A 23,316-nucleotide genomic window follows, 5' to 3' on the forward strand; every position below is an offset into this window, starting at 1 on the left:
AAACCCTATATGCCATCTTGCGATTGATTGCGGGGCTTGCCCTAGGTAAAGAGCAGTGGCTCCCGGCGTGCCGGCACCGATGCCATTGCGCACGCCCACCAAAGAAATCCAGATAGCGGCCCGTCAGCGCGCCGAACGGAGGCTAGACCATGCTTCAGAAAACCAGCCATTTCATGCGCCAGGCCAATCTCATCAATGGCGAGTGGGTGCAGGCCGACAGCGGCCAGACGGTCGACGTCAACAATCCGGCCACCGGCCTCAAGATCGGCACTGTGCCGAAGTCGGGCAGGGTCGAGACGCGCCGCGCCATCGAAGCCGCCGACGCCGCTTTCAAGACATGGCGCAAGACCACTGCGCTCGAGCGTTCGAAGTTGTTGCGTAAGCTGCATGACGCGATGATGGACAATCAGGATGTGCTGGCCGAGCTGCTGACCATCGAGCAGGGCAAGTCGCTGTTCGAATCGAAGGGCGAGATCGGTTCGGCCGCCTCCTACATCCTGTGGTTTGCCGAAGAAGGCCGCCGCACCTATGGCGATGTAGTGCCGTCGCCCTGGGCGGACCGCCGCATCCTGGTGACCAAGGAGCCGGTCGGCGTCATCGCCGCCATCACGCCGTGGAATTTCCCGTCCTCGATGCTGGCCCGCAAGCTCGGCCCGGCGCTTGCCGCCGGCTGCACCGCGGTGGTCAAACCGGCCTCGCAGACGCCTTATTCCGGCCTCGCCTGGGGCGCGCTCGCCGAGGAAGTCGGCTTCCCCAAAGGCGTCATCAACATCCTGACCGGCGCCGCCGGCGAGATCGGCGACGAGATCTGCGCCAACCCGCTGGTCAAGAAGATCACCTTCACCGGCTCGACCGAGGTCGGCAAGATCCTGATCCAGAAGTCGTCCGTCACCGTCAAGAAGGTCTCGATGGAGCTCGGCGGCAACGCGCCGTTCCTCGTCTTCGACGATGCCGACATCGAACGTGCCGTCGCCGGCGCGATCACCGCCAAGTACCGCAATTCCGGCCAGACCTGCGTCTGCACCAACCGCTTCCTGGTTCAGGCCGGCGTCTACGACAAGTTCGTCGAGAAGCTCGCCGCTGCCAGCAACGAGCTGAAGGTCGGTTCCGGCCTCGAAGATGGCGTGCAGCAGGGGCCGCTGATCGACGAGAAGGCAGTCGAGAAGGTCGAGGAGCTGATCGCCGACGCCACCGCCAAGGGCGGCAAGGTCGTCGCCGGCGGCAAGCGCCATGCGCTCGGCGGTTCGTTCTTCCAGCCGACGGTGATCGCCGACGCCACGCCGAAGATGCGCTTCATGAAGGAAGAGATTTTTGGCCCGGTCGCGCCGGTGTTCAAGTTCGAAACCGAAGAGGAAGCCGTGGCGCTTGCCAACGACACCGAATTCGGCCTCGCCTGCTATTTCTACACCGGCGATCTCGGCCGCGCCTTCCGGGTCATGGAAGGGCTGAAATACGGCATGGTCGGCGTCAATGAAGGCCTCATCACCACGCCTGAGGCGCCGTTTGGCGGCGTCAAGGAATCGGGCCTCGGCAAGGAAGGCGGACATCAGGGCATCGAGGATTATCTCGACACCAAATATGTCTGCATCGGCGGCCTCGGCCTCTGATTTGGCAGGGCCTGTTGACCGTCAACAGACCCAAGCCGGCCCGAGAGGCCAGGCGGGGATGGATCAACCAACTGGCGTTTCGGGCATGGCGATGAAAGACGGCGAGGTCTTCGGTACGACGCAAGCGGGTGAGGCCGTCCGCCGCTTCACCATCCGCGGCGGCGGCCTCACCGCCAACATCATCGGGCTGGGCGCCATCGTCCAGGATCTGCGCCTGGCCGGGCACGATGCGCCGCTGGTGCTCGGCTATGGCAATTTCGAATCTTATGAAACGGATACGGCCTTCTTCGGCGCCGTCGTCGGACGCTATGCCAACCGCATCCGTGATGGCCGCTTCACTATCGCCGGCCAGCGTTACCAGACCGAGCGCAACTTCCTCGACAAGCACACGCTGCATGGCGGCTCGCAAGGTTTTTCGCACCGGCCATGGGAGGTTTCGCTGCATGGCAGGGATTTTGTCACGCTGACACTGCATGATCCCGACGGCACGATGGGCTTTCCCGGGGCGCTCGACGTGACCTGCACCTACAGGTTGAAAATCCCCGGCACGCTCAGCGTCGAGATGACCGCCACCTGCGAGGAGCCGACGCTGTGCAACCTCACCCAGCATTCCTATTTCAACCTGGATGACGGCGGCGCCGGCGATATCCTCGACCACCGGCTGATGCTGAACGCCGGCGCCTATCTTCCGGTCGATGGCGACCTGATCCCGACCGGCGTCGTGAAGCCGGTCGATGGCACGCCGTTCGATTTCCGCCAGGCGCGGCCGCTGCGCATGGAGAGCGAGGGCAAGCAGCTCGCCTACGACCAGAATTTCTGCCTTGCCTCGATGCGTGGGCCGCTCAAGCTGGCATCATGGGCGCAAGGCGCAAATTCCGGCGTCGAGATGGAGCTCTGGACCACCGAGCCGGGCGTTCAGCTCTATACCGGCCAGTATCTGGCGCCGCCTTCGCCGGGGCTCGAAGGACATCGTTACAAGGCTTTTTCGGGCTTTTGCCTGGAGCCGCAGGTCTGGCCGGACGCGCCGAACCGGCCGTATTTCCCACAGGCCACGCTATGGCCGGGCCAGATCTACCACCATGTCACGGAATACCGGTTCCGACTGCCTGGCGCCTGACACGGAAGTCGGGTGGTACCGGTTCTTGCTGCGCTACCTCCGGTTCGGACAGGATCGTGCGCAAGTTCAAAGGCCGTCGTTTGCGTTCCGATTGGACGCGCGACGCTCTCGGATCGGAACCCAATCACTGTCAGCGATCGAGTTCGGACCGTTCTCGAACATTTGAAGCCGATGGCCGGGACGAGGCAAGTTGACCCGAAAGCGACCTTCGTAGGTCGGGCCGGAACGTCTGCAAAAGGGACAATCCAATTTATAGCACGCGATGGCAACAACCACTTAGCACCCAATTTTGTTGAGAACCTCGGCAAGCGCGAGCGCTTTAGCCATCAACTAACCCGCGCAGGGATATGGCAAATCCAGGTAGAAGCCTAATCAACGACGAGACGAGTGCGCTGTATGACCAGCCAAGATATCTACGCTCGCGGAAAGGACTGTCGGCGTTGCCGGGATTGGCGTAAACTACTCGCTTGGGGTGTCATCCATGTACCGTATCATCACAGTGGCTTTTGTGGCGCTCGCGGTCGCGCTTAACTGTCCTGCGCAGGCGGAGGTGCTGATCGGGGTCGCAGGCCCGATGACCGGAAAGCTTGAGTGGACTGGCACGCAATTGAAGCGCGGCGCAGAGGTAGCTGTGGCCGACATCAATGCAGCGGGTGGCGTTCTAGGCCAACAGGTGCGGCTCATCACGGTCGACGACTTCTGCGATCCCGAGCAAGCAGTGGCTGCTGCCCAAAAGCTGGTGGCTGACGGTGTAGTGTTCGTCGTCGGGCACTACTGCTCTGGAGCCTCGATCCCAGCTTCGAAGGTGTACGAGGCGGCGGGAATTCTGCAGATTTCGCCATCCTCGACCAATCCGATGTTGACCGAGCAAGGTCGCGCCAACGTTTTCCGCGTCTGCAGTCGCGACGATGCGCAGGGCTTCGAGGCCGGCAACTACTTGGCCGATCATTGGAGCGACAAGAAGATCGCGATCCTTCACGACAACACGACCTATGGGAAGGGTCTCGCCGATGAGACAAGAAAGCAGTTGAACAAGCGGGGCGTGACCGAGACAATCTATGATGGCTACGCTCCCGGGAAAGACGACTACTCGGCCGAGATCAGTAGGCTACAGGGGGCGGATATCGCCGTGCTTTATATGGGAGGGTATCATACCGAGGCTGCGCTTATGGTTCGTGCGGCGCGCGACCGGGGCTACTCGCTTCAGCTGATCTCGGGTGACGATACGGCGACCGAAGCGTTTGGGCTCATTGCCGGCCCTGCCGCCGAGGGCACGCTCTTCACCTTTGTCCCCGACCCACGTCGAAATGCCGAAGCGGCGCAAGTCGTCGAACGATTCCGTGCCGAGAACTTCGAACCCGATTCCTGGACGCTGCATAGTTACGGTGCCGCCCAGACTTGGGCGCAGGCGGTCGCGAAGGCAGGCTCATTAGAACTCCAAGCCGTGATTGCGTCGCTGCGGAGCAATCAATTTGATACTGTGCTGGGCCGTATGGACTTTGATGACAAGGGCGACCTCACTGTTCAGAGTTGGGTATGGTATGTTTGGAAGGGCGGCGAATACGTGCCGTTGGAGTAACGGACCACCGAGCTGGCGGATCGCATTGAGCCAATCTGTGCAGATCTTATTGGCCGCGCCAGCTGATTCAACGCGTCGCCGCGATGCTTAAGCGTCTCGGCATACGCGGCCGCCTGTTGCTCGCTTTTTTCGGTATCAGCACCTTCGCGGTGCTCGCGACAGCAGCCGCTCTTTATGCCTTTCTCGAGGTGGGGGAGGTTCTCGACCGCATCACTAAGGACCGAGTGCCATCGGCGCTCGCATCCCTTCAGCTGTCGCGGCAGGCCGAGCGGGTCGCCGCCACTGCGCCCGCCGTACTTGCTTCGACCAGCAAGGCTCAGCATAACGAGGTGTCGGCTGCGATCGCGGCCGAGATGACGCGCCTAGAGGAACTGCTTGCCGCTCTCAAAGGCGCCAAGCCTGGCGCGGCGGTGGTGGCTGAGATCGAGGCTGCGGTGCTTGGTCTGCGCCGCAATCTCAATGCCCTCGATGACCTTGTCGCCGCCCGCCTCTCCGTGGTGGCGCACAAAGAGGAACTGTTACGCCGCCTATCGGCTACGACAAATGCAAGCCAGCGCCTTGTAGCGCCCGGTATGCTCGTGATGAATTCCAAACTCCAGCAATGGCGGGCGGTCACAGCCGGCACGTCGCTTGCGTCGGACCGAGGCACGGAGGCGACGGCCGACCTGGTTCAAGCGATCGCGGCCTACATCCCGCAGCAGAAGGCGCAGCAGGAGATCTCGGCGGTCAATGACGCGCTGGTCAACACGGCGGACGCGCCTACGCCAGGCGATCTGGCGTTGATCATGTTTCCGCTGCGCCGGTCGTTCGCCGTTCTAGATACGATTTCCGACGAGATCGACGAGAGGCTGCGAACCCGTTTCCAGCAGCGGGTCAACGAGTTCAAGGCATTGATCGACGGTGGAAACAGCATCCCGAAGACGCGGCAGGACGAGTTCGCCGTCCTTGCGCAGGGCGAAAAGCTTCTGGCCGAAAACCATCAGCTGTCGCGCAGTCTTACCGCTGCCGTCGATCGCCTGGTCGCCGCGGCAGACCGCGAGATCGCGGCGTCCGGTCTCGAAGCCGCGGTCGTCCAGCGCTACGGGACCGGAGTTGTCCTTGGCTCCGCCGTTCTCAGCCTCTTGAGTTCCGTTCTGTTTGTGTGGCTCTATGTCGACCGTAGCCTCCTCGCGCGGCTGGGAGGGTTGAGCCAAAGCATGCTCGCGATCGCCGGCGGCGATCTTCGTGCGCCATTGCCTGCCGCGGGCCACGACGAAATCGGCCGCATGGCCGAGGCGCTCAGGCTCTTCCGGGATACCGCAGTCGAGGTGGAGGAGAAGAACCTGCGCGAGGTCGCCGAAGCGCGTCAGCGGCTCATTGATGCCATCGAAAGCATCTCCGAGGGATTCGCTCTCTACGACGCGGAGGACCGGCTCGCCCTTAGCAATAGCCGCTACCGCGAACTGCTCTACAGCGACCTTGCGATCGAACTGACGCCCGGCACGGCCTTCGAGTACATCATCCGCCGATCCGCTGAGCGCGGCTATATCAGGGATGCTGAGGGACGGTTAGAGGAATGGGTCGCCGAGCGCCTCTCCCGGCACCGCAACCCTGGCGAACCGTGGCTGCAGCGGCGAGGCGACGGGCGATGGATTATGATTAGCGAGCGGCGGATCACCGGCGGCGGCACAGTCGCGGTCTACTCGGACATCACCGAGCTGAAGCAACGGGAGGAGAACCTCGCCGAGAAATCCGCGGCTCTCGAGGCGCTTTCCAGCAAGCTGGCGAAGTACCTGGCGCCGCAGGTCTACAACTCGATATTCACTGGCCGTCAGGACGTCAGGATCGCCAGCCAGCGGAAGAAGCTGACGATATGCTTCTCCGATATCGCCGGCTTTACCGAGACCACTGACAAAATGGAGTCCGAAGTTCTCACCCAGCTCCTCAATCACTATCTGACGGAAATGTCGAAAATTGCTTCGGATCACGGCGCGACGATCGACAAGTATGTCGGTGACGCGATCCTGATGTTTTTCGGCGATCCGGAGACTCGCGGCGTCAAGGAGGACGCGTTCGCCTGCGTGCAGATGGCTCTCGCCATGCAGAAGCGGATGAGCGAACTTGCCGAAATCTGGCGCGACATTGGAATTGAAACACCGCTGCGCTGCCGCATCGGCATCCACACCGACTACTGCACTGTCGGCAACTTCGGCAGCGAGGACCGGATGGATTACACGATAATCGGCGGCGCTGTGAATCTCGCCTCACGTCTCGAGCAGGAGGCGCAGCCAGGGACGGTGCTCATTTCTTATGAGACGTTTGCGCAAGTGAGGGACATGATCGACTGCGACGAACTGGGGCACATCCACGTCAAGGGGATCGCCTATCCGGTCGCCACCTATCGCGTCATCGATCTGAAGGCCAATCTTGTCGCTGCCCATCGCTCCTTTCGAACCGAACTGCCGCATCTCAGACTAGAAGCTGAGCCCGAGCTGATGTCTGCTGACGAGCGTGACCAAGCCGCCACTGCGCTTCGAGACGCGCTCGATCAACTTTGTCACAAGCCTAGGTAGTAGGGCCCGTACCTGAATTCTCCAGCGCTCACCTCGTCGACCAGCCCACAGCCAGGCATGCCTGTCGGCCACGTGTTCTTTGGGATCGAGACACGACGGCACGATGGGCTTTCCCAGGGCGCTCGACGTGACCTGCACCTATAGGTTGAAAATCCCCGGAACGCTCAGCGTCGAGATGACCGCCACCTGCGAGGAGCCGACGCTGTGCAACCTCACCCAGCATTCCTATTTCAACCTGGATGACGGCGGCGCCGGCGATATCCTCGACCACCGGCTGATGCTGAACGCCGGCGCCTATCTTCCGGTCGATGGCGACCTGATCCCGACCGGCGTCGTGAAGCCGGTCGACGACACGCCGTTCGATTTCCGCCAGGCGCGGCCGCTGCGCATGGAGAGCGAGGGCAAGCAGCTCGCCTACGACCAGAATTTCTGCCTTGCCTCGATGCGTGGGCCGCTCAAGCTGGCATCATGGGCGCAAGGCGCAAATTCCGGCGTCGAGATGGAGCTCTGGACCACCGAGCCGGGCGTTCAGCTCTATACCGGCCAGAATCTGGCGCCGCCTTCGCCGGGGCTCGAAGGACGTCGTTACAAGGCTTTTTCGGGCTTTTGCCTGGAGCCGCAGGTCTGGCCGGACGCGCCGAACCGGCCGTATTTCCCGCAGGCCACGCTATGGCCGGGCCAGATCTACCACCATGTCACGGAATACCGGTTCCGACTGCCTTAACTCGGACCCGGTATCAGTTTTTCAACGATGCCCTACCTGCTTCGTTAGATGGCCTGGCCGCCGGACACTTCGATCCGCTGGGCATTCACCCAGCGATTATCCTCGGATAACAAGCTGGCGATCATTGGCCCGATATCGTCCGGCATGCCGACGCGGCCGAGCGCGATCATATCCGCGAACACCCTGTTGAGGTCGGGCATGTCACGGACAGCGCCGCCAAGGAAATCAGTTTCGATCGCGCCCGGCGCCACCGTGTTGACCGCGATTCCGCGGGCGCCTAACTCCTTCGCCATGTAAACGCTGAGCACCTCGACCGCGCCCTTCACCGCGGAGTAGGCGGCAAAGCCCGGGTAAGACATCCTGGTGAGGCCCGAGGAGAGGTTTACGATACGTCCGCCGTCCGCGATCAGCGGCAGCAGCCTCTGGGTGAGGAAGAACACGCCCTTGAAGTGGACATTGACCAGCCGGTCAAACTGCGCCTCTGTCGTCTCTGCCATCATTGCCATGTCGCCATGGCCGGCATTGTTCACCAGATGATCGAACGTCTCGCGCTGCCAGGTCTCGCGCAACGCCGCCTGCAGGCGCTCAGTGAAGGAAGCGAAGGTGGCGACGTCGCCGGTGTCAAGTTGCAGGGCGACCGCCCTGCGACCGGTTGCCTGAATCTCCGCGACAACGGCCCGAGCGTCCTCGCTCCGGCTATGGTAGGTGAGGGCAACGTCACCGCCGCGGCGTGCGATGTTGAGTGCGGTGTTGCGCCCGAGCCCGCGGCTGGCGCCAGTGACGAGGGTGATCTTGGTCATGGCCTGCTCCTTTGTTTGCACCACTGCTGTGGCCACGCCGATATCGGCGCGGTGGGCAGGCTTTTGTTGCCGGAAGCTCGACCGTTTTTGCCTAATCCTCCAAAATGCTTTGCGTGTCGGGCAGCAAAGGAATAGCTTCGGTCCATGACCGCGCTCCTCAATGCCGTGCGCCGCTACGCAGACACCAATGCCGACCCAGACGGCATGGCGCACACCCCGATACCGGGTCTCAACACGGTGCGGGCGACGGCGCCCAGCGATCTGGTCTACGACATCTCCCGACCGCTTGCCTGTCTGGTGGTCCAGGGGAGCAAGCACGTCACAATGGGTACTCAAGGCTTCGCCTTCTCAGGCGGAGATTCGCTGCTGATCACTGCGGACGTGCCGACGGTGAGCCAGATCACCCGTGCCAGCATCGCTGCCCCCTACTACTCGCTTGTTCTGGAACTCGACCCGGCGGTCATTGCGGAACTGAGTGTGCAAATAGGCGCCCAGCATATGGCCGACCACGCGCCCGTGCGGGTTGACCCGACTGACGCTGAGGTCGCCGATGCGGCCCTGCGTTTGATGCGGCTGCTCGATCGCCCGGCATCGGTCCCGGTGCTGCAGGCCCAGCTTGTGCGCGAGATGCACTATTGGCTGCTGGCCGGACGGCATGGGTCGGCGATCCGACGTCTGGGGTGGCCAGACGGTCACGTGCAGCGAGTGGCGCGCGCGGTCGCCGTGCTTCGGGCAGAGTTCGCGCGGCCTTTACCGGTCGAGCGCCTGGCGGCTGTGGCCGGGATGAGTACGTCGTCGTTCCACCAGCACTTTCGCGCAGTAACCTCGCTCTCTCCCCTGCAATTCCAGAAGCAGTTGCGCCTGATTGAGGCGAGGCGGCTGATGCTATCGGAGGGAAAGACTGCGAGCAGCGCGGCGTTCGCGGTCGGCTACGAAAGCGTGTCGCAGTTCACCCGGGAATATGGTCGTCTGTTCGGCCGGACGCCTGTTCGGGATACCAAAGAAGCGAGAGGCAGAACCTTAGCCGCCGCTTGAGGCCGATACCCTGGAGGCGCAAAGCAGCCACGAAGCGTGAGCGGATGAGCACGGTCGCGCAGCGCCATGCGGTTCGAGCGCAGAGGGGATCACCCGCTTCGGGCGAACGCGCGGCGCCTGTAATCGGCGATTACCGCCACACTTGTTACTCCCACTGTTCGCTTTCCGGTGCCAAACTAGCTCACCACCAACGCGCGGTGAGCAGCGAATGGAATGGCGCTTCAGTCACGAGGCGCGGGAATTCGCCAAAATCAGGAGGTATCGAAGCCATGACTGCATCAGCCCAAAACGGACGGAAAAGCGGACAGCCTGCCATGCAGACACCACCGGTCGTGTCGCCTGAGGCGTGGGAGGCGGCCCACGAGCAGCTGCTCGTGAAGGAAAAGGCCCAGACCCGCGCCCGTGACGCGCTGGCCGCCGAGCGGCGGCGGATGCCGTGGATGGCCGTGGAGAAGACGTATGCGTTCGAGGGGCCTGACGGAAAGGCCAGCCTGCTCGACCTGTTCGACGGCCGGCGTCAGCTGATCGTCTACCGCGCCTTCTTCGAACCGGGAGTGTTCGGCTGGCCCGACCACGCCTGCCGCGGCTGCTCCCTGGTAGCCGACCAGGTCGCCCACGTCGCCCACCTGAACGCCCGTGACACCACACTTGTGTTCGTCTCGCGTGCGCCTCAGGCTGATATCGCGCGGCTGAAGGCGCGGATGGGCTGGGAGATGCCGTGGTACACGCTCACCGACAGCTTCGACGCCGACTTCGGCGTGGACGAGTGGCACGGCCACAACGTGTTCATCCGCGACGGCGATCGCGTGTTCCGCACCTACTTCATCAACAACCGCGGCGACGAGCAGATGGGGTGCACCTGGAATTATCTCGACATCACCCCGCTTGGCCGGCAGGAGGTCTGGGAGGACTCGCCCGAGGGCTATCCCCAGACCCCGACCTACAAGTGGTGGAACTGGCATGACAGCTACGCCGCGGATCCAGCGGCCGACAAGAAGTGGGCCGAGGTGTCGGACGCCGGAGAGGCGGCGTTCCGGGAGGCGAGCACGAAGCAATGAGCCCGGCCTGGTCCGGTGGAGATCGACGGCGGCGACGGTGGGTCGGCTAATACAAAGCCGCTGGACTATTGCTGAGGGAAGCGGCGACGGCTTGCAGGAGCGCAGGTCGCTCCGCCGCTGTTCATGCGGACTTGACGACCGAAAATGGGCGTTTGTAGGTGACCGGTCTCGCCCGGAAACTGGCGGCGGGAGCAGGGCGGCCGACGTGGAAGCCCTGGATTTTATCTATGTCAAATTCGCGTACAATGGCCATCTGCTCGTCGGTTTCAACCCCTTCGACCAGGATTTTATGGCCGCGATTTCGGACCAGGGCAATAATGTCTTGCAGCATCGCCTTGCCCCTCGGGGTGCCGCAGTCATGCAGAAACGAGCGGTCGATCTTCACCGTATCGAAATCGATTAGACGAAGCCATGAGAGGCCGGCGAAGCCCGTCCCGAAGTCATCGAGCCATATCCTGATCCCTAGCAGCTTCAGGTCGCTGATGCAGCGGAGAACGTCGGAGTGCATCTCCATCTCCAGCCCTTCGGTGATTTCGAGGGCCAGCCTGCTGCCGGCTACGCCAGTCTCGCTCAGAATGGCCGCAACAGAGGTTGCGAAGCCGGGCGTCTTGAGCTGAATCGGAGAGACGTTGACGCTGACGACACGGACGTGATCGTCCGCCAGAAGCTCAGTGCACACTGTCCTTATTGCCCAGCGCCCAAGCGCCAGGACCGCGCCAGTTCGTTCCGCGACGGGAATGAACAAGCTCGGCGGAACCGATGTACCGTCCAGCATTTTGAGGCGCATCAGAGCCTCGACGGCTTCAACTCGGCCGGACGTGACATTCTGGATAGGCTGATAGACGAGTGAAACGAGATCCTGGCCGATCGCGATCTTCAGCAAAGCCGCAATATTCTCGCTCTCGTCGCTGCTCTGGGGATCGTTTGGATCGAACAGCCAGGTACAATTTCGACCGCCTGCTTTTGCCAGATAGAGTGCGCGATCGGCCTCATGGATGATTTTTTCCAGCTTGGCGCCAGTCTGCGGCCTGGTGAATGCAGCACCAACGCTCACCGTCACAACCGAGATACCGTCTCTGCGCTGCTCGTGGGGAAGCGCGAGGTTCTCCACCGTGCTTCGAATGGCTTCGGCAATATCTGCGACCTGTTCTCTTTTCTCCATGCGAGCCAGAACTATGAATTCCTCACCGCCATAACGGCCGATTGAGCCATTGTGCTGCTTAATCATTTCGGCAAGGGCATTGGCGACGAGAATCAGGCAGCGGTCGCCTTCTTGATGTCCGTAATAGTCATTGAACCTTTTGAAGAAGTCCACGTCGATGAGGATCGCCACAAAACTGCTGCCAGACCTTTGCCAGTCGCTCCAGTAGTCCCGCAGCTTCTCATCAATCGCCCGCCGATTCTCCAGACCCGTAAGCGGATCGGTTCTCGACAGATTCAACAGCGCCTGTCCGCGCTCGGTGGCTTCCTTGTGCTGGATTTTGGCTTCGAGGGCATTGAGGAAGACGTTGTAGCGCTCCTCGTTCAGCTTCCAGTTAACGTAAGACGTAAACGTGAAGCATGAAATGTAAAAAGTTCCAAAAACCAGTTTGTACATCAATGTGGAAGGCACAAAGTAGTTTACGGCATACAATATTACTAAAATTATTGCAGACGTTACAATAGACAGGCTGAACTTAAATGTGAAGAAGAGATTGGCGCTCATCATGAAGATGGTGCCGAACACCATGTAATAAGAGACGCTTTCCTTGTCTGCACCCATCACCGCTGGGCACAGCCAGCCAACATAGCCAAAGATGATGGCTCCGGCGCAAGTGACGTCAATCCATTCCGTTCCGACGCCCCGGCGAAGTTGTGCCTCCAAGATCAGGAGTGCAGTCACTCCGACCGCGAAGCGTGCCATGATCGTATAGAGTGCCACATCCGGAATCAGCAGCAGATCCGTTGCCGAAAACAGCAGATAGATGGCAACAGCGATCCAAAGCCCTGGCCTGGCGTCCATTCTTCGCTTCGCTTGGCCTTCCTCTCGGTAGAGGTGGCGGAGCTCGTCGGACCGCGGCTCGTAGCGCGGTTCGAACGGCTCCGCATGGGCTATATCGGCCAATGCAGATGACGCGCATTCGTTCGTCACCACAAACCCCATCCGAACGGGACTTTGCATTCCGAACTCATTTCTAGCTTCTGCCCCCAATGCCGGCCGACTCCTCAGGCGCGACAGCGATTGCGGCGCCTCGCAAACAATATGCAGTCGCGCAAATAGGTTTTCGTTAACTCGTATCCGGAATCCCACCCACAAGGCGTCCAAAGAACCAGCATGGTTGGCGGGAAATTAACGACACCGCTAAAATGCCGGGGATGTGGCTTGGCAAAGGTAAAATTTTACGCAATATCTAAATAATATCTAGCTAATTGTAACTATGGGGTTATGTGGTGGCAACCATCCTTGATGGCAAAAGTCTGATTACTGCCGAGATGATCGCCGCCAGTCTCCCTCGAGGAAAGCTCGGGCCTCATAGCGAAGCGTTCGAAACTGCTCGCGTAGAGCTTGCGCTCATTCTCCACACGACACACCAGCAAATCGAGCAACGAAAGGATCCCGCGGAGATCATTCGTCGTCTGATGGCGCATCTCGAAGCAACCCGTTCCAAGGTTCATCCAGACGTTTGGCAAGCATTGATACCGGTGGTGCAGAACCACCCGGTCCTGGAGTACTTTCTTGAGGATCCGCTCACGCGGTGGTCCCATGACAAGCCCAGAGGTTATTCTGGCGACGCGCAGTTGCTCGACTATATCTATTGTGACCCGCACGTGGCCGAGAGCGTGGCAAACGCCTCGGAAATCGGCAAGGCGCTCTATAGCCATACCAAGGATGTCCCATCGTGCATCGCGGCACGGGAACGACGCGATCTTTTAACCCGATATGTCGATGAGATTGCGACCAAGAATGGACCGGAGGCCGAGATCCTGGCGATCGCGGCCGGCCATTTAAGGGAGGCCAATCGCTCGACCGCCTTACGGGAGGGCCGTCTCAAGCGCTGGGTTGCGCTCGATCAGGATCCTCAGAGCGTTGGATTGATCACGCGCGACTTCCAGGGCACCGCGGTAGAGGCGATCGACGGTTCGGTACGAACCATGCTCACGCGGGGCCACAAGCTTGGCAAGTTCGACTTCATTTACGCCTCTGGCCTTTACGACTACCTTGCGCACAACGTCGCCGTGAAGCTCACGAAAACCTGCCTGCAGATGTTGAAGCCGAACGGGACATTCCTCTTCGCGAACTACGCAGAGGGCAACCCTGACGCCGGCTACCGGGAGACGTTCATGAACTGGGTGTTGCTGCTGCGGTCGGAGGCCGATATGTGGAACATCATCAACGCCAGCGTCGACCGCAACACCGTCGAGGCGCAGGTGTTCTTTGGCGAGAACCGCAACGTCCTATATGGCGTCATCGAAAAGCGCGGATAGCGACCGCCTTGGGCTGCAAGGTTGTCGCCCATTGGCGGCAGCCAGTCTGATTGCGTTTTGACCCTAAAGCGCGTCGCGTTTGAATGGATTCATGCAACGCGCCTTAAGGTCTTGTTTTATGCATGTCGTCATCGCAAAACCGCTGCGCACTTTCGCGCGACATGCATTAATCTTCGAACGCCGCCCTTAACGTTTCGAATGGCGCCAGCGCGCCGCGCACCTGAACGACGGCCGCGGCGACGCGATGCGCGCGCAGCACGGCCTCAGTCGGAGCGTGCCCGGCGAGCCGGGCGGCGAGATATGCGCCATTGAAGGAATCGCCAGCGCCGGTCGTGTCGACGGGGACGGCGACTTGCACGGCCGGAACGGGTTGCAGGGTTCCGTTTGCGGCGATCAGCGCCGGCTCCTCGCCGTTCTTGACGACGACTTCGCCGACCAGCTTTCGCAGCCGTTCCGCGGTTGCCTGCGGCGCCGCGTCGCCGAACAGCATCTGCTCGTCGGGAAAGGTCGGTAGCGCTAGGTCGGTGACTGCGAGCGCATCGAGGATCGCGGCCTGCGCTTCCTCGCGCTGGCGCCATAACCGCGGCCGGTAGTTGGGATCGAAGGCGACAAGCGAGCCGGCGGCGCGTGCCTTGGCCACCGCTGCCAGCAATGTCTTGCGCGCAGCGCCATCCAGAATTGCCAAAGTGATTCCGGAAAAGTAAACAAGCGCCTGATTTTCAAGGCTTTTCGCCAAAGCAGCCGGGTCGGAGGCAAGCTGCCTTGCAGCCGCATCGCCGCGCCAGTAGGTGAAGGAGCGTTCGGCTCCGGTCAGCGTGATCGCATAGAGGCCGGGCCGGGCGCCTGATATGATCGGGCTGGCGCCGACGCCGATGCCGTTTTGCGCGAAGAAACCGATCTGGTCGCGCGAGAACGGGTCGTCGCCGAAGGCCGACACATAGGTCGCCGGCCGATCGCCGCTCAGCGCATGCAGCGCCCACAGCGTATTGAACGTGTCGCCGGCAAAACCCATGCGCCAGTTCGGCCCCGCCTGGCCTGAAAGTTCGAGCATGCATTCACCGATCGAGGCGACGCCGTTTCCTGTCATGAATCTCTCTCCTGGTGCATGTCGCCCAAACCTTGCGCAGCGGTGTTGGGATAACGACATGCACAAAACCAAGACCCGGTGCTGTAGCTTTTTGCGAGCGGCAGCGCCATGCTTGGCCATGGCGGATTTTGCGCCAACGGCGTTTTCTCACGCGGAAGGCGGGACGCAATCTGCCCAGCGAGACGTTATCTCCGGAAGAGGAAACGGTTTGGCATCGTTATGGCGTTATGTTCTGGCAGGTCTTGGTCTGGCTGCCTTGCTGGCCGGCATTCTCGCTGCCGTCTATCTGACCGCGCCGCAAGCGCCTCGGCTTGCGAGCCCCGAAGTCGCCCGCTCGAAGAAGACGACGAACGGGCTGTTTGTGGCCAGTTTCGAGCCGGAGCGGGGTGTCATCAGGCAAGGCGAGCTGCAATCCTGGCTGCTGACCCTGAAGACAGGTGCGGGAACCCCGGTGGAGGGCGCCGGGATCACGATTTCCGGGGGCATGCCGCGGCACAGGCACGGTCTACCGACCAGCCCGCAGGCGACCGACTATCTGGGCGACGGCTGCTATCGCATCGATGGGGTGAAATTCACGATGAGCGGATTGTGGCAATTGCATTTCGCCATTTCCGCGGCGGCCGGATCCGATACGGTGGTCTTCAATGTGTTGCTCTGAGCGCTGGAGCAAGATGAACCGCTTTGCGCGTCTTTTCGGGCTGCTGGCGATGGGCGTGCTTGCCGGCTGCGGCAAGCCGGAGTTTTCCGATGCCGAAAAGAAGACCATCGCCTCACTGGCTCTGTCGGCGCTACCGCCGCCGAAAACCGACACCACCAACCGCTTCGCCGACGTGCCGGCCGCCGCCGCCCTCGGCGCGACGCTGTTTTTCGACGTCGGGATGAGCGGCGACGGCAAGGTTTCCTGCTCGACCTGCCACAAGATCGACCGGCAATTCCAGGACGACCTGCCGCAAGCGGTCGGCGTCGGCCGCACCAACCGGCGCACCATGCCGCTGGCTGGCGTCGCGCATGATCCATTCTTCTTCTGGGACGGGCGGCGCGACAGCCTTTGGTCGCAAGCGCTGGCGCCGCTGGAGAATCCGCTGGAGCAGGCCGGCAATCGCGCCGCCTACGCGCATTATATCAAGGCGCGATTCGGCGAGCGCTATGAGCGCATCTTCGGGCCGCTGCCCGACCTTTCGACTGTGCCGGCCAATGCCAGCCCGCTCGGCAGCGATGCCGAGAAGGCGGCGTGGAGCACGATGACCAAAGCGCAGGCCGAGGGCGTCAATCGCGTCTTCGCCAATATCGGCAAGGCGATCGCCGCCTTCGAGCGGTCGATAGCGCCGCCGCAGACGCGCTTCGACCGGTTCGCTGCCGCCCTGGCTACCGGTATACAGTTGCCGCAAGGCGACGTTGCTTTTTCGCCCGAGGAAATCCTCGGGCTAAAGCTGTTCATCGGCAAGGCCAATTGCGTGACGTGCCACACTGGGGCGCGTTTCACCGACGGCAGCTTTCACAACACCGGCGTGCCGCCGGTTGCAAATCTGCCTGCGGATCGCGGCCGCATAGATGCGGTGGCGCAGGTCGAGGCCGACCCGTTCAACTGTTTCGGCGCGTTTCGCGATGGCGACGCCAGCGCCTGCGGCGAGCTGCGCTTCATGGTCAAGGCCGGACCGGAACTCGCCCGCGCCTACAAGACGCCGTCGCTGCGCGGTGCCGCCACCCGTCCCCCCTACATGCATGCCGGGCAGTTCTCGTCGCTCGAAGAAGTGGTGGCGCATTATTCGACGGCGCCGGCGAGTGTCGAGGGCATATCCGAGATCCATCCGCTGCAGCTTTCCGACCGCGAGCGCGCCGCGCTGGTGGCGTTTTTGAAGACATTGGCGGAGTGAAGGACTCGGAATAAAGGCCGGTCGGTAGCGATCCTTCGCGCCCCCTCTGTCCTGCCGGACGTCCCCCCACGAGGCCCCACGAGGGGGAGATTGGCTGTCCCCTCGGCTTTCGCCAATTTTCAACGTTGAAGAAAAGGCCGCTGTCGTCGAAGCCGTCGTTCTTGGAGATGTCCGGCAGGACAAAGGGGGGGCTGTCCCGCCGACGTTCACCGCAGCAGCGCTCTACTACCGATCCTTGACCGTCTCCATCGCCACAAAGGTTGAAGTCTGGGCGACGTGGGGCAGGGCGGAGATGCGCTCGCCGAGCACGCGGCGATAGGTGGCGATGTCGGTGGTGCGGACTTTCAGGAGGTAATCGAAGCTCGACGCCATCATGTGGCATTGCTCGATCTCCGGCACCGCCTGCACGGCGCGGTTGAAGGCGTCGAGCGCGGCCGAGCGGGTGTCGGACAATTTCACCTGGACGAAGGCGACATGGCCTTCGCCCATGCGCTCACGGTCGATGATCGCCTGGTAGCCGCGGATGATGCCGTCCTTCTCCAGCCGCTTGACCCGCGCCTGCACCGGCGTCTTCGACAGGCCGACCTTGGCCGCGAGTTCCGACATGGAAAGCCGGCCATTGGTGCCCAGCGCCGACAGGATGTTCCTGTCGATGCGGTCTAATTGGTCTACTGTCATCGAATTTGTGGTCGAACTGGAGAAAATCAGGCCCCACGATAATCCAATCGGCCTCTCCTGTCGATTTCTTTGGACCGATCGAAACCAAGCTTTGTGTTAGCTTGCGCCATTCGGTCCGGTGACCGCCGGACCGCTCCCTGATGCTTGCTCTATAGGACCGTCATGCCAGCGCTCGATGCCATCCGCCAGCAGATCCGTGCCAATTACTTGCCCGACGAAGACGAGGCCGTGAAGCGGCTGGCCGAGGCGACAGGGCTTTCGACGAAAGAGCGGAAGGCAATCTCGGCCCGCGCCGCCGACCTGGTGCGGGCGGTGCGCGGCTCGTCCGATCCGCGGCTGATGGAAGTCTTTCTGTCCGCTTATGGCCTTTCCACCAAGGAGGGCGTCGCGCTGATGTGCCTGGCCGAAGCGCTGCTGCGGGTGCCCGACACCGAAACGATGGACGACCTCATCGCCGACAAGATCGCGCCGCACGACTGGTCAGCGCATTCAGGGGGCTCGAGCTCGATCTTCGTCAATGCGTCGACCTGGGCGCTGATGCTGACCGGCCGGGTGCTCGACGAGGGCGAGGGCGGCATCGAAGGCACGCTGCGCGCCATGGTGCGCCGGCTGGGCGAGCCGGTCATCCGCAAGGCGGTCGCCGCCGCCATGCGCGAGATGGGCGAGCAGTTCGTGCTCGGCCGCACGATTGCCGAGGCCGTCAAGCGCGGCCGGCCGATGACCCAGAAAGGCTATTTCTATTCCTTCGATATGCTGGGCGAAGCGGCCCGCACCGAGGCGGACGCGTTGCGCTATCTCAAGGCCTATGCCGACGCCATCTCCTCGCTCGATGCCGGCGCCAATGGTCCCGACATCCGCCAGAACCACGGCATCTCGGTCAAGCTCTCGGCGCTGCACCCGCGCTATGAAGTGACGCAAAAGGAAAAGATGCTGCCTGTGATGGCCGAGCGGCTTTTGTCGCTGGCGCTGGCGGCGCGCCATTCGCGCATGGGCCTCAACATCGACGCCGAGGAGGCCGACCGCCTCGACCTGTCGCTCGAAATCATCGAGCGGGTGCTGGCCGAGCCGGAGCTTGCCGGCTGGAACGGTTTTGGCGTCGTCGTCCAGGCCTATGGTCCGCGCGCCGCCTTCGTCATCGATTGGCTCTATGCGCTGGCGAAGAAGTACGACCGCACCATCATGGTGCGGCTGGTCAAGGGCGCCTATTGGGACACCGAGATCAAGCGGGCGCAGACGCTCGGGCTCGACGGATATCCGGTCTTCACCCGCAAGGCCAACACCGACGTGTCCTACCTCGCCTGCGCGAAGAAGCTGCTGTCGATGACCGACCGCATCTATCCGCAATTCGCCACCCACAACGCCCACACCGTCGCCGCCATCCTGTCGATGGCTGGGGATCGTGACTCATTCGAGTTCCAGCGCCTGCACGGCATGGGCGAGGCGTTACATGAGACGGTGCGGCGGGCCGAGGGTACGAGCTGCCGCATCTATGCGCCGGTCGGCGCGCATTCCGACCTGCTTGCCTATCTGGTCCGCCGGCTGCTCGAAAACGGCGCAAACTCCTCCTTCGTCCACCAGCTCACCGACGAGGAGGTCGAGCCGGAGGATATCGCTCGCGACCCACTCGAAACCGTCGAGAAACAGGGTCCGGCCAGCAATCCGGCGATCCCCAGCCCGTCGGCGATCTTCGGTGCTGGCCGCCGCAATTCGAAGGGGTTCGACATCACCGATCCGGTGACGCTGGCCGCGATCGACAAGGCGAAGGCCGAGTTTGCCGGGCCGGACCGCTGGCACGCCAAGCCGATCACCCGGGCCGCCGGCTATGGCAAGCAGCGTCCGGTGGTCAATCCGGCAAAGCCGGAAGAGGTGGTCGGCACGGTCAGCGAGGCCACCGCCAAGCAGGTCGCGACCGCCGTGCGCATCGCGGTGGAGGCGCAGCCGGCATGGGCGAGGCGCGCCGTCGCCGAGCGCGCCGCCATCCTCAACCGCGCTGCCGACCTCTATGAGGCCAATGCCGTCGAATTCTTCGCGCTCGCCGCCCGCGAGGCCGGCAAATCACTGGCCGACGGCGTCGCCGAAGTGCGCGAGGCGGTCGATTTCCTGCGCTATTACGCAACCGAGGCCGCCAATGCCGAACCTGGAACCGAGGCGCGCGGCGTCATCGCGTGTATCTCGCCATGGAATTTTCCGCTCGCCATTTTCACCGGCCAGATTGCGGCAGCTCTCGTCACCGGCAATTCGGTCATCGCCAAGCCGGCCGAGCAGACGCCGCTGATCGCCTTCCGCGCCGTCGAATTGCTGCGCGAAGCCGGCGTGCCGGAAGACGTCATCCAGCTTCTGCCCGGCGATGGCCCCTCGGTCGGCGGCCCATTGACATCAGATCCACGCATTGCCGGCGTCTGCTTCACCGGCTCGACCGAGGTCGCCAAGCTGATCGAAAAGCAGCTGGCCGAGACCGCCGCTCCCGACGCCATGCTGATCGCCGAGACCGGCGGGTTGAATGCGATGATCGTCGATTCCACCGCGCTTCCCGAGCAGGCGGTGCGCGACATCCTGGCCTCGGCTTTCCAGAGCGCCGGACAGCGCTGCTCGGCGCTGCGCGTGCTCTATGTGCAGAAGGACGTCGAGAAGAAGATGCTGGAGATGCTGAAGGGCGCGATGGAAGCGCTCAGCCTCGGCGATCCCTGGCGGATATCGACCGATGTCGGCCCGGTCATCGACGACGAGGCACAAAAATCGATCCGCGACTATTGCACCGACATGGGCCTGCAGGGCCGGCTCATCGCCAAACTCGAAGCGCCGGAGGATGGCCGCTTCGTCGCGCCGCATGTCTTTCGGGTCAAGGGCATCGAGGACATGGAGCGCGAGGTGTTCGGGCCGGTGCTGCACGTCGCCACTTTCGACGCCGACGATATCGACGGGGTCATCGCCGCGATCAACCGCAAGGGTTATGGCCTGACCTTCGGCCTGCATACCCGCATCGAAGACCGCGCCCAGCATTTCGTCGACGGCATCCATGCCGGCAACATCTATGTCAACCGCAACCAGATCGGCGCCGTGGTCGGCTCGCAGCCGTTCGGCGGCGAAGGGCTTTCGGGCACCGGGCCGAAGGCCGGCGGACCGCACTATCTCAGGCGGTTCCGCAAGGGGCCGGAGGCGGGCACGCCTATTCCTGACGGCCGCAAGGTGACGGCGAGCGAACTCGCCGACAATCTGCCCGACCCGACGCTGGGCGGCTGGTCGACGCGGGCGGACCGCATTGCGGTGCTGAGGAAACATTTGCGCGGCAAAGGTGCGGCGGCCATCGGTGCCGCCGGCGGCATCGATTTCGGCCAGGTCGATTTGCCCGGCCCGACCGGCGAGGCCAACACGCTGTCGCTGGCGCCGCGCGGCCGCGTGCTCTGCCTCGGGCCGGACGCCGACACGCTGCTTGCCCAGACCATCCAGGCGCTGGCGGCCGGCAATGCGGTGCTGGCCGTCGCGCCCGATGCGCCGGCGGCACTGTCGTCACTGACCGGCAAGGGCCTGCCGCTGGCGGCAATCGACGGCCGGCCCGACCCGGTCGAGGCACGCGCGCTGCGTGTCGACCTCGTCGCCTTTTCCGGCACGCACGAGGCCGCGCGCATCGTGCGCAAGGTGATCGCCGACCGCGCCGGCCCGATCGTGCCGCTGGTCAGCGAAGTGCTCAACCCGGCGGCCTATGCACATGAGCGCGCCGTCTGCGTCGACACGACGGCTGCGGGCGGCAACGCCAGCCTGCTGGCCGCGGCTTAAGGCGGCTGCTTCTATCTGTTAGGCGAGGTCACCTCACGCGCCGTGGACGACCGAAAAGCCCTCGAACTGCGGATGACCGAGATAGTGCACCTTGCTGGAGCCAGCGTTGCGGTGCGCGGCGCGAAAGTTCTCGGATTTGGTCCAGGCGACAAAATCCTCATGGCTCGCCCAAACGGTGTGCGAGGCGAACAGCGTGTAGCCTTCGGCCTCGTTGACCGGACCGCGCAGCAGATGAAATTCTTTAAAGCCTTTCATCTGCGAAAGGCTCGAATCACGATTTTTCCAGACGTCCTCAAAAGCATCCTCAGAGCCGTTTTGTACCTTGAAGCGGTTCATGGCTATGTACATTGGTGGTTCCTTTCGGGATTGGCAAACTGTGGCGGAAGCTGGAAACGACGAGGCGAAGACTCTCAAAACGGACCGATCTCGCCTGTAAACACCAGATTGTTGCCGACCTTTGTCGGGATGGGAGGGAAGGGGGCTGCCTTCCGCACGATGCCGAGCACGACCTGATCGAAGTCTGACGATCCGGAGCTTTGCAGGATGCGCAGTTCATTGATGCCGCCACGATTGCCAATGACGAATGTGACTACGGCATTGTTGCGCGCGGTTGCTTGCACCGACGGCGGGACGCCGCGATTGACGCGGCTGAGCTTTCTTATGACGTCGCTGCGGTAGCTGGATTCCGCTGCGATGCCTGCTTCATTTTGTTTCTTGCCCTTACTCGCCGCCTGAGCAGAGCGGTCCTGGCCATCTGCCGTGCCACGCTTCTCATCAGCTTCGCTTGCTCTTGAAGGGGGACTTGGTCTGGCGCTGGGGATCGGCGGCTGCCCGGCAAACGCAGCAGGCGCCTCGGTGCTTTCTGTCTGAACAGTCGGCTGTGCTGGCGTCTTCGGGACCACGCTCTGGTCATCGGCCGCCCCAGACACCAATATGTCTGGCATGGCTGCCGACTGTTTGACAGCTTCCGGCAGAGGCTCAAGGGGCTGCTTCGTTGCTTCCGTGGTGGGCTGAGAAGGCTTTGTTGGCGGCACCGGTTTTTCGGCCTTTGCCGCCGCTGGTTTGGTCGGCTGCGGGTTAGGCACCAATGTGACCTTCATTGCCGGCGCTTCCCGATCCAGCGCGCTGCCGACCACGTTGGCGCCCGACTGATCGCTGCCCTCCGACTGAGTGGCATCCTGGAAGTCAGATGTTCCGGCAGGCGTAATCAGAAAAACCGCCGCGACCGCCGCATGTGCCAGGCAGGAGACGATGATCGCCGCGGCCCATCCTCGCTCTGTCGGCGCCTGTGCGAGCGGCTCGACCGGCGTTACGCCAATTTCGGCGCCGGTGTCTTGGCTGGTGTTTGGGCCGGTGCCTGGGCCGGTAGCTGAGATGGAGCTGATTTCCTGCATGTCGCGGAACGGAAACTGCAGCGACCCTCTTGTCAAATCAAGATCATTTGCCCCCAGCGGCAAGAGGCCGGCCAGCGGTCTCGCAAGGGTGTTTCGGGCGAGTGCGGGCTCCAGTCCCACTGTCTTCTCAGACCCCGAAGGCGATGCCGGTCTTGGTCTCTGTCTTCAGCCCACGTATGCAAGCGCCCGGCTCGATGCCGGTGCCCGCGCATTCGGTCGCGCTGTTGATCAGCACACGGCTGACCTTGGCGCAATCGGCGCCGGCAAGATCGAAACGCGTCACCTTGGTCTTGCCCGCCGGCAGGTCCTTGAAGTCGAGCACGGTCAGCCGGTCGACGACGCCGGCCTCGTTGAACAGCGCGATCTCGAACGCTGCTTTCGAGAGGTCGGCGCCAAGAGTGTTGTTGACCACGAACGTCAAACGGCAGCCCTTTTCGGAGGCCTGCGCACCATTGAGCTCAAGCGTGAGAGCAGGGACCGGCGCGGACTCTTGCGCCCACGCCGGACCCATCACAAGCGGCATGGCCAGCACCGAGGTCAGCAGGCGAAGCGATGCCGTCAAGCTTATCATT

Annotated in this window: 17 protein-coding genes and 1 pseudogene; 11 read left to right on the forward strand and 7 right to left on the reverse strand. The window is 62.6% G+C overall.

All coding sequences use genetic code 11. The features are described from left to right. The first annotated feature begins 149 nt into the window (after positions 1 to 149). The 5 genes and pseudogenes from A9K68_RS16185 to A9K68_RS16205 form a co-directional block, all read left to right on the forward strand. Entirely contained in the window at positions 150 to 1,607 is a 1,458-nt protein-coding gene (locus A9K68_RS16185) for an NAD-dependent succinate-semialdehyde dehydrogenase (RefSeq protein ID WP_065012184.1), read from the forward strand. 85 nt (positions 1,608 to 1,692) lie between these two features. Continuing rightward, entirely contained in the window at positions 1,693 to 2,724 is a 1,032-nt protein-coding gene (locus tag A9K68_RS16190; RefSeq protein ID WP_163603039.1) for an aldose epimerase family protein, read from the forward strand. 481 nt (positions 2,725 to 3,205) lie between these two features. After that, positions 3,206 to 4,303 carry a branched-chain amino acid ABC transporter substrate-binding protein gene (locus A9K68_RS16195; protein WP_065007538.1) on the forward strand — a complete coding sequence of 366 codons (1,098 nt, stop codon included), beginning with the start codon at positions 3,206 to 3,208 and terminating at the stop codon, positions 4,301 to 4,303. An 83-nt stretch (positions 4,304 to 4,386) separates the two neighbouring features. Continuing rightward, complete coding sequence (locus A9K68_RS16200; RefSeq protein ID WP_065007537.1) at positions 4,387 to 6,855, forward strand: adenylate/guanylate cyclase domain-containing protein; 2,469 nt, start codon at positions 4,387 to 4,389, stop codon at positions 6,853 to 6,855. A 94-nt stretch (positions 6,856 to 6,949) separates the two neighbouring features. Beyond that, a pseudogene (locus A9K68_RS16205) lies at positions 6,950 to 7,579 on the forward strand (aldose epimerase family protein); the annotation flags it as partial. Between the two features lie 44 nt (positions 7,580 to 7,623). Here A9K68_RS16205 and A9K68_RS16210 read toward each other — a convergent pair. Further along, positions 7,624 to 8,379, reverse strand: a complete 756-nt coding sequence (locus tag A9K68_RS16210) for an SDR family oxidoreductase (RefSeq protein WP_065007794.1) — start codon at positions 8,377 to 8,379, stop codon at positions 7,624 to 7,626. Positions 8,380 to 8,523: 144 nt separating this feature from the next. On the opposite strand from A9K68_RS16210, the gene A9K68_RS16215 reads away from it, so the two are divergent. Next, entirely contained in the window at positions 8,524 to 9,414 is an 891-nt protein-coding gene (locus A9K68_RS16215) for an AraC family transcriptional regulator (protein ID WP_065007691.1), read from the forward strand. 269 nt (positions 9,415 to 9,683) lie between these two features. Further along, positions 9,684 to 10,472, forward strand: a complete 789-nt coding sequence (locus A9K68_RS16220; RefSeq protein WP_065007692.1) for a thioredoxin family protein — start codon at positions 9,684 to 9,686, stop codon at positions 10,470 to 10,472. A gap of 121 nt (positions 10,473 to 10,593) precedes the next feature. Here the strand turns inward: A9K68_RS16220 and A9K68_RS16225 are convergent, their stop codons facing one another. Next, positions 10,594 to 12,615 carry an EAL domain-containing protein gene (locus tag A9K68_RS16225; protein ID WP_065007693.1) on the reverse strand — a complete coding sequence of 674 codons (2,022 nt, stop codon included), beginning with the start codon at positions 12,613 to 12,615 and terminating at the stop codon, positions 10,594 to 10,596. 287 nt (positions 12,616 to 12,902) lie between these two features. Between A9K68_RS16225 and A9K68_RS16230 the strand changes: the two genes are divergently transcribed. Then, positions 12,903 to 13,937, forward strand: coding sequence for a class I SAM-dependent methyltransferase (locus A9K68_RS16230; RefSeq protein WP_065007694.1), 1,035 nt, complete (start codon positions 12,903 to 12,905; stop codon positions 13,935 to 13,937). Between the two features lie 166 nt (positions 13,938 to 14,103). On the opposite strand, the gene A9K68_RS16235 is transcribed toward A9K68_RS16230, so the two are convergent. Next, a complete protein-coding gene (locus A9K68_RS16235) occupies positions 14,104 to 15,024 on the reverse strand; it encodes a sugar kinase (RefSeq protein ID WP_065007695.1) in 921 nt (306 codons plus the stop codon). Positions 15,025 to 15,082: 58 nt separating this feature from the next. On the opposite strand from A9K68_RS16235, the gene A9K68_RS16240 reads away from it, so the two are divergent. Further along, complete coding sequence (locus A9K68_RS16240; protein WP_246811164.1) at positions 15,083 to 15,682, forward strand: FixH family protein; 600 nt, start codon at positions 15,083 to 15,085, stop codon at positions 15,680 to 15,682. 13 nt (positions 15,683 to 15,695) lie between these two features. After that, positions 15,696 to 16,898, forward strand: a complete 1,203-nt coding sequence (locus A9K68_RS16245; protein WP_065007697.1) for a cytochrome c peroxidase — start codon at positions 15,696 to 15,698, stop codon at positions 16,896 to 16,898. A 225-nt stretch (positions 16,899 to 17,123) separates the two neighbouring features. On the opposite strand, the gene A9K68_RS16250 is transcribed toward A9K68_RS16245, so the two are convergent. Continuing rightward, complete coding sequence (locus A9K68_RS16250) at positions 17,124 to 17,576, reverse strand: Lrp/AsnC ligand binding domain-containing protein (RefSeq protein ID WP_065007698.1); 453 nt, start codon at positions 17,574 to 17,576, stop codon at positions 17,124 to 17,126. A gap of 162 nt (positions 17,577 to 17,738) precedes the next feature. Here A9K68_RS16250 and putA point away from each other — a divergent pair, with 162 nt between their 5' ends. Further along, positions 17,739 to 21,350, forward strand: a complete 3,612-nt coding sequence (gene putA, locus A9K68_RS16255; RefSeq protein WP_065007699.1) for a bifunctional proline dehydrogenase/L-glutamate gamma-semialdehyde dehydrogenase PutA — start codon at positions 17,739 to 17,741, stop codon at positions 21,348 to 21,350. 33 nt (positions 21,351 to 21,383) lie between these two features. Here the strand turns inward: putA and A9K68_RS16260 are convergent, their stop codons facing one another. The 3 genes from A9K68_RS16260 to A9K68_RS16270 form a co-directional block, all read right to left on the reverse strand. Then, on the reverse strand, positions 21,384 to 21,698 hold the full coding sequence (locus tag A9K68_RS16260; RefSeq protein ID WP_065007700.1) for an antibiotic biosynthesis monooxygenase: 315 nt from the start codon (positions 21,696 to 21,698) through the stop codon (positions 21,384 to 21,386). 62 nt (positions 21,699 to 21,760) lie between these two features. Further along, entirely contained in the window at positions 21,761 to 22,807 is a 1,047-nt protein-coding gene (locus A9K68_RS16265) for a TonB family protein (RefSeq protein WP_246811165.1), read from the reverse strand. Between the two features lie 64 nt (positions 22,808 to 22,871). After that, the gene (locus tag A9K68_RS16270) at positions 22,872 to 23,315 is read right to left on the reverse strand and encodes a hypothetical protein (protein WP_065007702.1); all 444 of its coding nucleotides are present in this window, start codon (positions 23,313 to 23,315) and stop codon (positions 22,872 to 22,874) included. Position 23,316: the final 1 nt, after the last annotated feature.

Origin of the sequence: Mesorhizobium sp. AA22 (assembly GCF_001672375.2) — a bacterium.
Classification (GTDB): Bacteria; Pseudomonadota; Alphaproteobacteria; order Rhizobiales; family Rhizobiaceae; genus Mesorhizobium; species Mesorhizobium wenxiniae.

What these genes read in the sequence shown, in the direction of transcription:
- A9K68_RS16185 (WP_065012184.1), top strand. Translation starts at nt 150, where the DNA reads ATGCTTCAGAAAACCAGCCATTTCATGCGCCAGGCCAATCTCATCAAT.
- A9K68_RS16190 (WP_163603039.1), top strand. Translation starts at nt 1,693, where the DNA reads ATGGCGATGAAAGACGGCGAGGTCTTCGGTACGACGCAAGCGGGTGAG.
- A9K68_RS16195 (WP_065007538.1), top strand. Translation starts at nt 3,206, where the DNA reads ATGTACCGTATCATCACAGTGGCTTTTGTGGCGCTCGCGGTCGCGCTT.
- A9K68_RS16200 (WP_065007537.1), top strand. Translation starts at nt 4,387, where the DNA reads ATGCTTAAGCGTCTCGGCATACGCGGCCGCCTGTTGCTCGCTTTTTTC.
- A9K68_RS16210 (WP_065007794.1), bottom strand. Translation starts at nt 8,379, where the DNA reads ATGACCAAGATCACCCTCGTCACTGGCGCCAGCCGCGGGCTCGGGCGC.
- A9K68_RS16215 (WP_065007691.1), top strand. Translation starts at nt 8,524, where the DNA reads ATGACCGCGCTCCTCAATGCCGTGCGCCGCTACGCAGACACCAATGCC.
- A9K68_RS16220 (WP_065007692.1), top strand. Translation starts at nt 9,684, where the DNA reads ATGACTGCATCAGCCCAAAACGGACGGAAAAGCGGACAGCCTGCCATG.
- A9K68_RS16225 (WP_065007693.1), bottom strand. Translation starts at nt 12,615, where the DNA reads ATGGGGTTTGTGGTGACGAACGAATGCGCGTCATCTGCATTGGCCGAT.
- A9K68_RS16235 (WP_065007695.1), bottom strand. Translation starts at nt 15,024, where the DNA reads ATGACAGGAAACGGCGTCGCCTCGATCGGTGAATGCATGCTCGAACTT.
- A9K68_RS16240 (WP_246811164.1), top strand. Translation starts at nt 15,083, where the DNA reads ATGCACAAAACCAAGACCCGGTGCTGTAGCTTTTTGCGAGCGGCAGCG.
- A9K68_RS16245 (WP_065007697.1), top strand. Translation starts at nt 15,696, where the DNA reads ATGAACCGCTTTGCGCGTCTTTTCGGGCTGCTGGCGATGGGCGTGCTT.
- A9K68_RS16250 (WP_065007698.1), bottom strand. Translation starts at nt 17,576, where the DNA reads ATGACAGTAGACCAATTAGACCGCATCGACAGGAACATCCTGTCGGCG.
- putA (WP_065007699.1), top strand. Translation starts at nt 17,739, where the DNA reads ATGCCAGCGCTCGATGCCATCCGCCAGCAGATCCGTGCCAATTACTTG.
- A9K68_RS16260 (WP_065007700.1), bottom strand. Translation starts at nt 21,698, where the DNA reads ATGTACATAGCCATGAACCGCTTCAAGGTACAAAACGGCTCTGAGGAT.
- A9K68_RS16270 (WP_065007702.1), bottom strand. Translation starts at nt 23,315, where the DNA reads ATGATAAGCTTGACGGCATCGCTTCGCCTGCTGACCTCGGTGCTGGCC.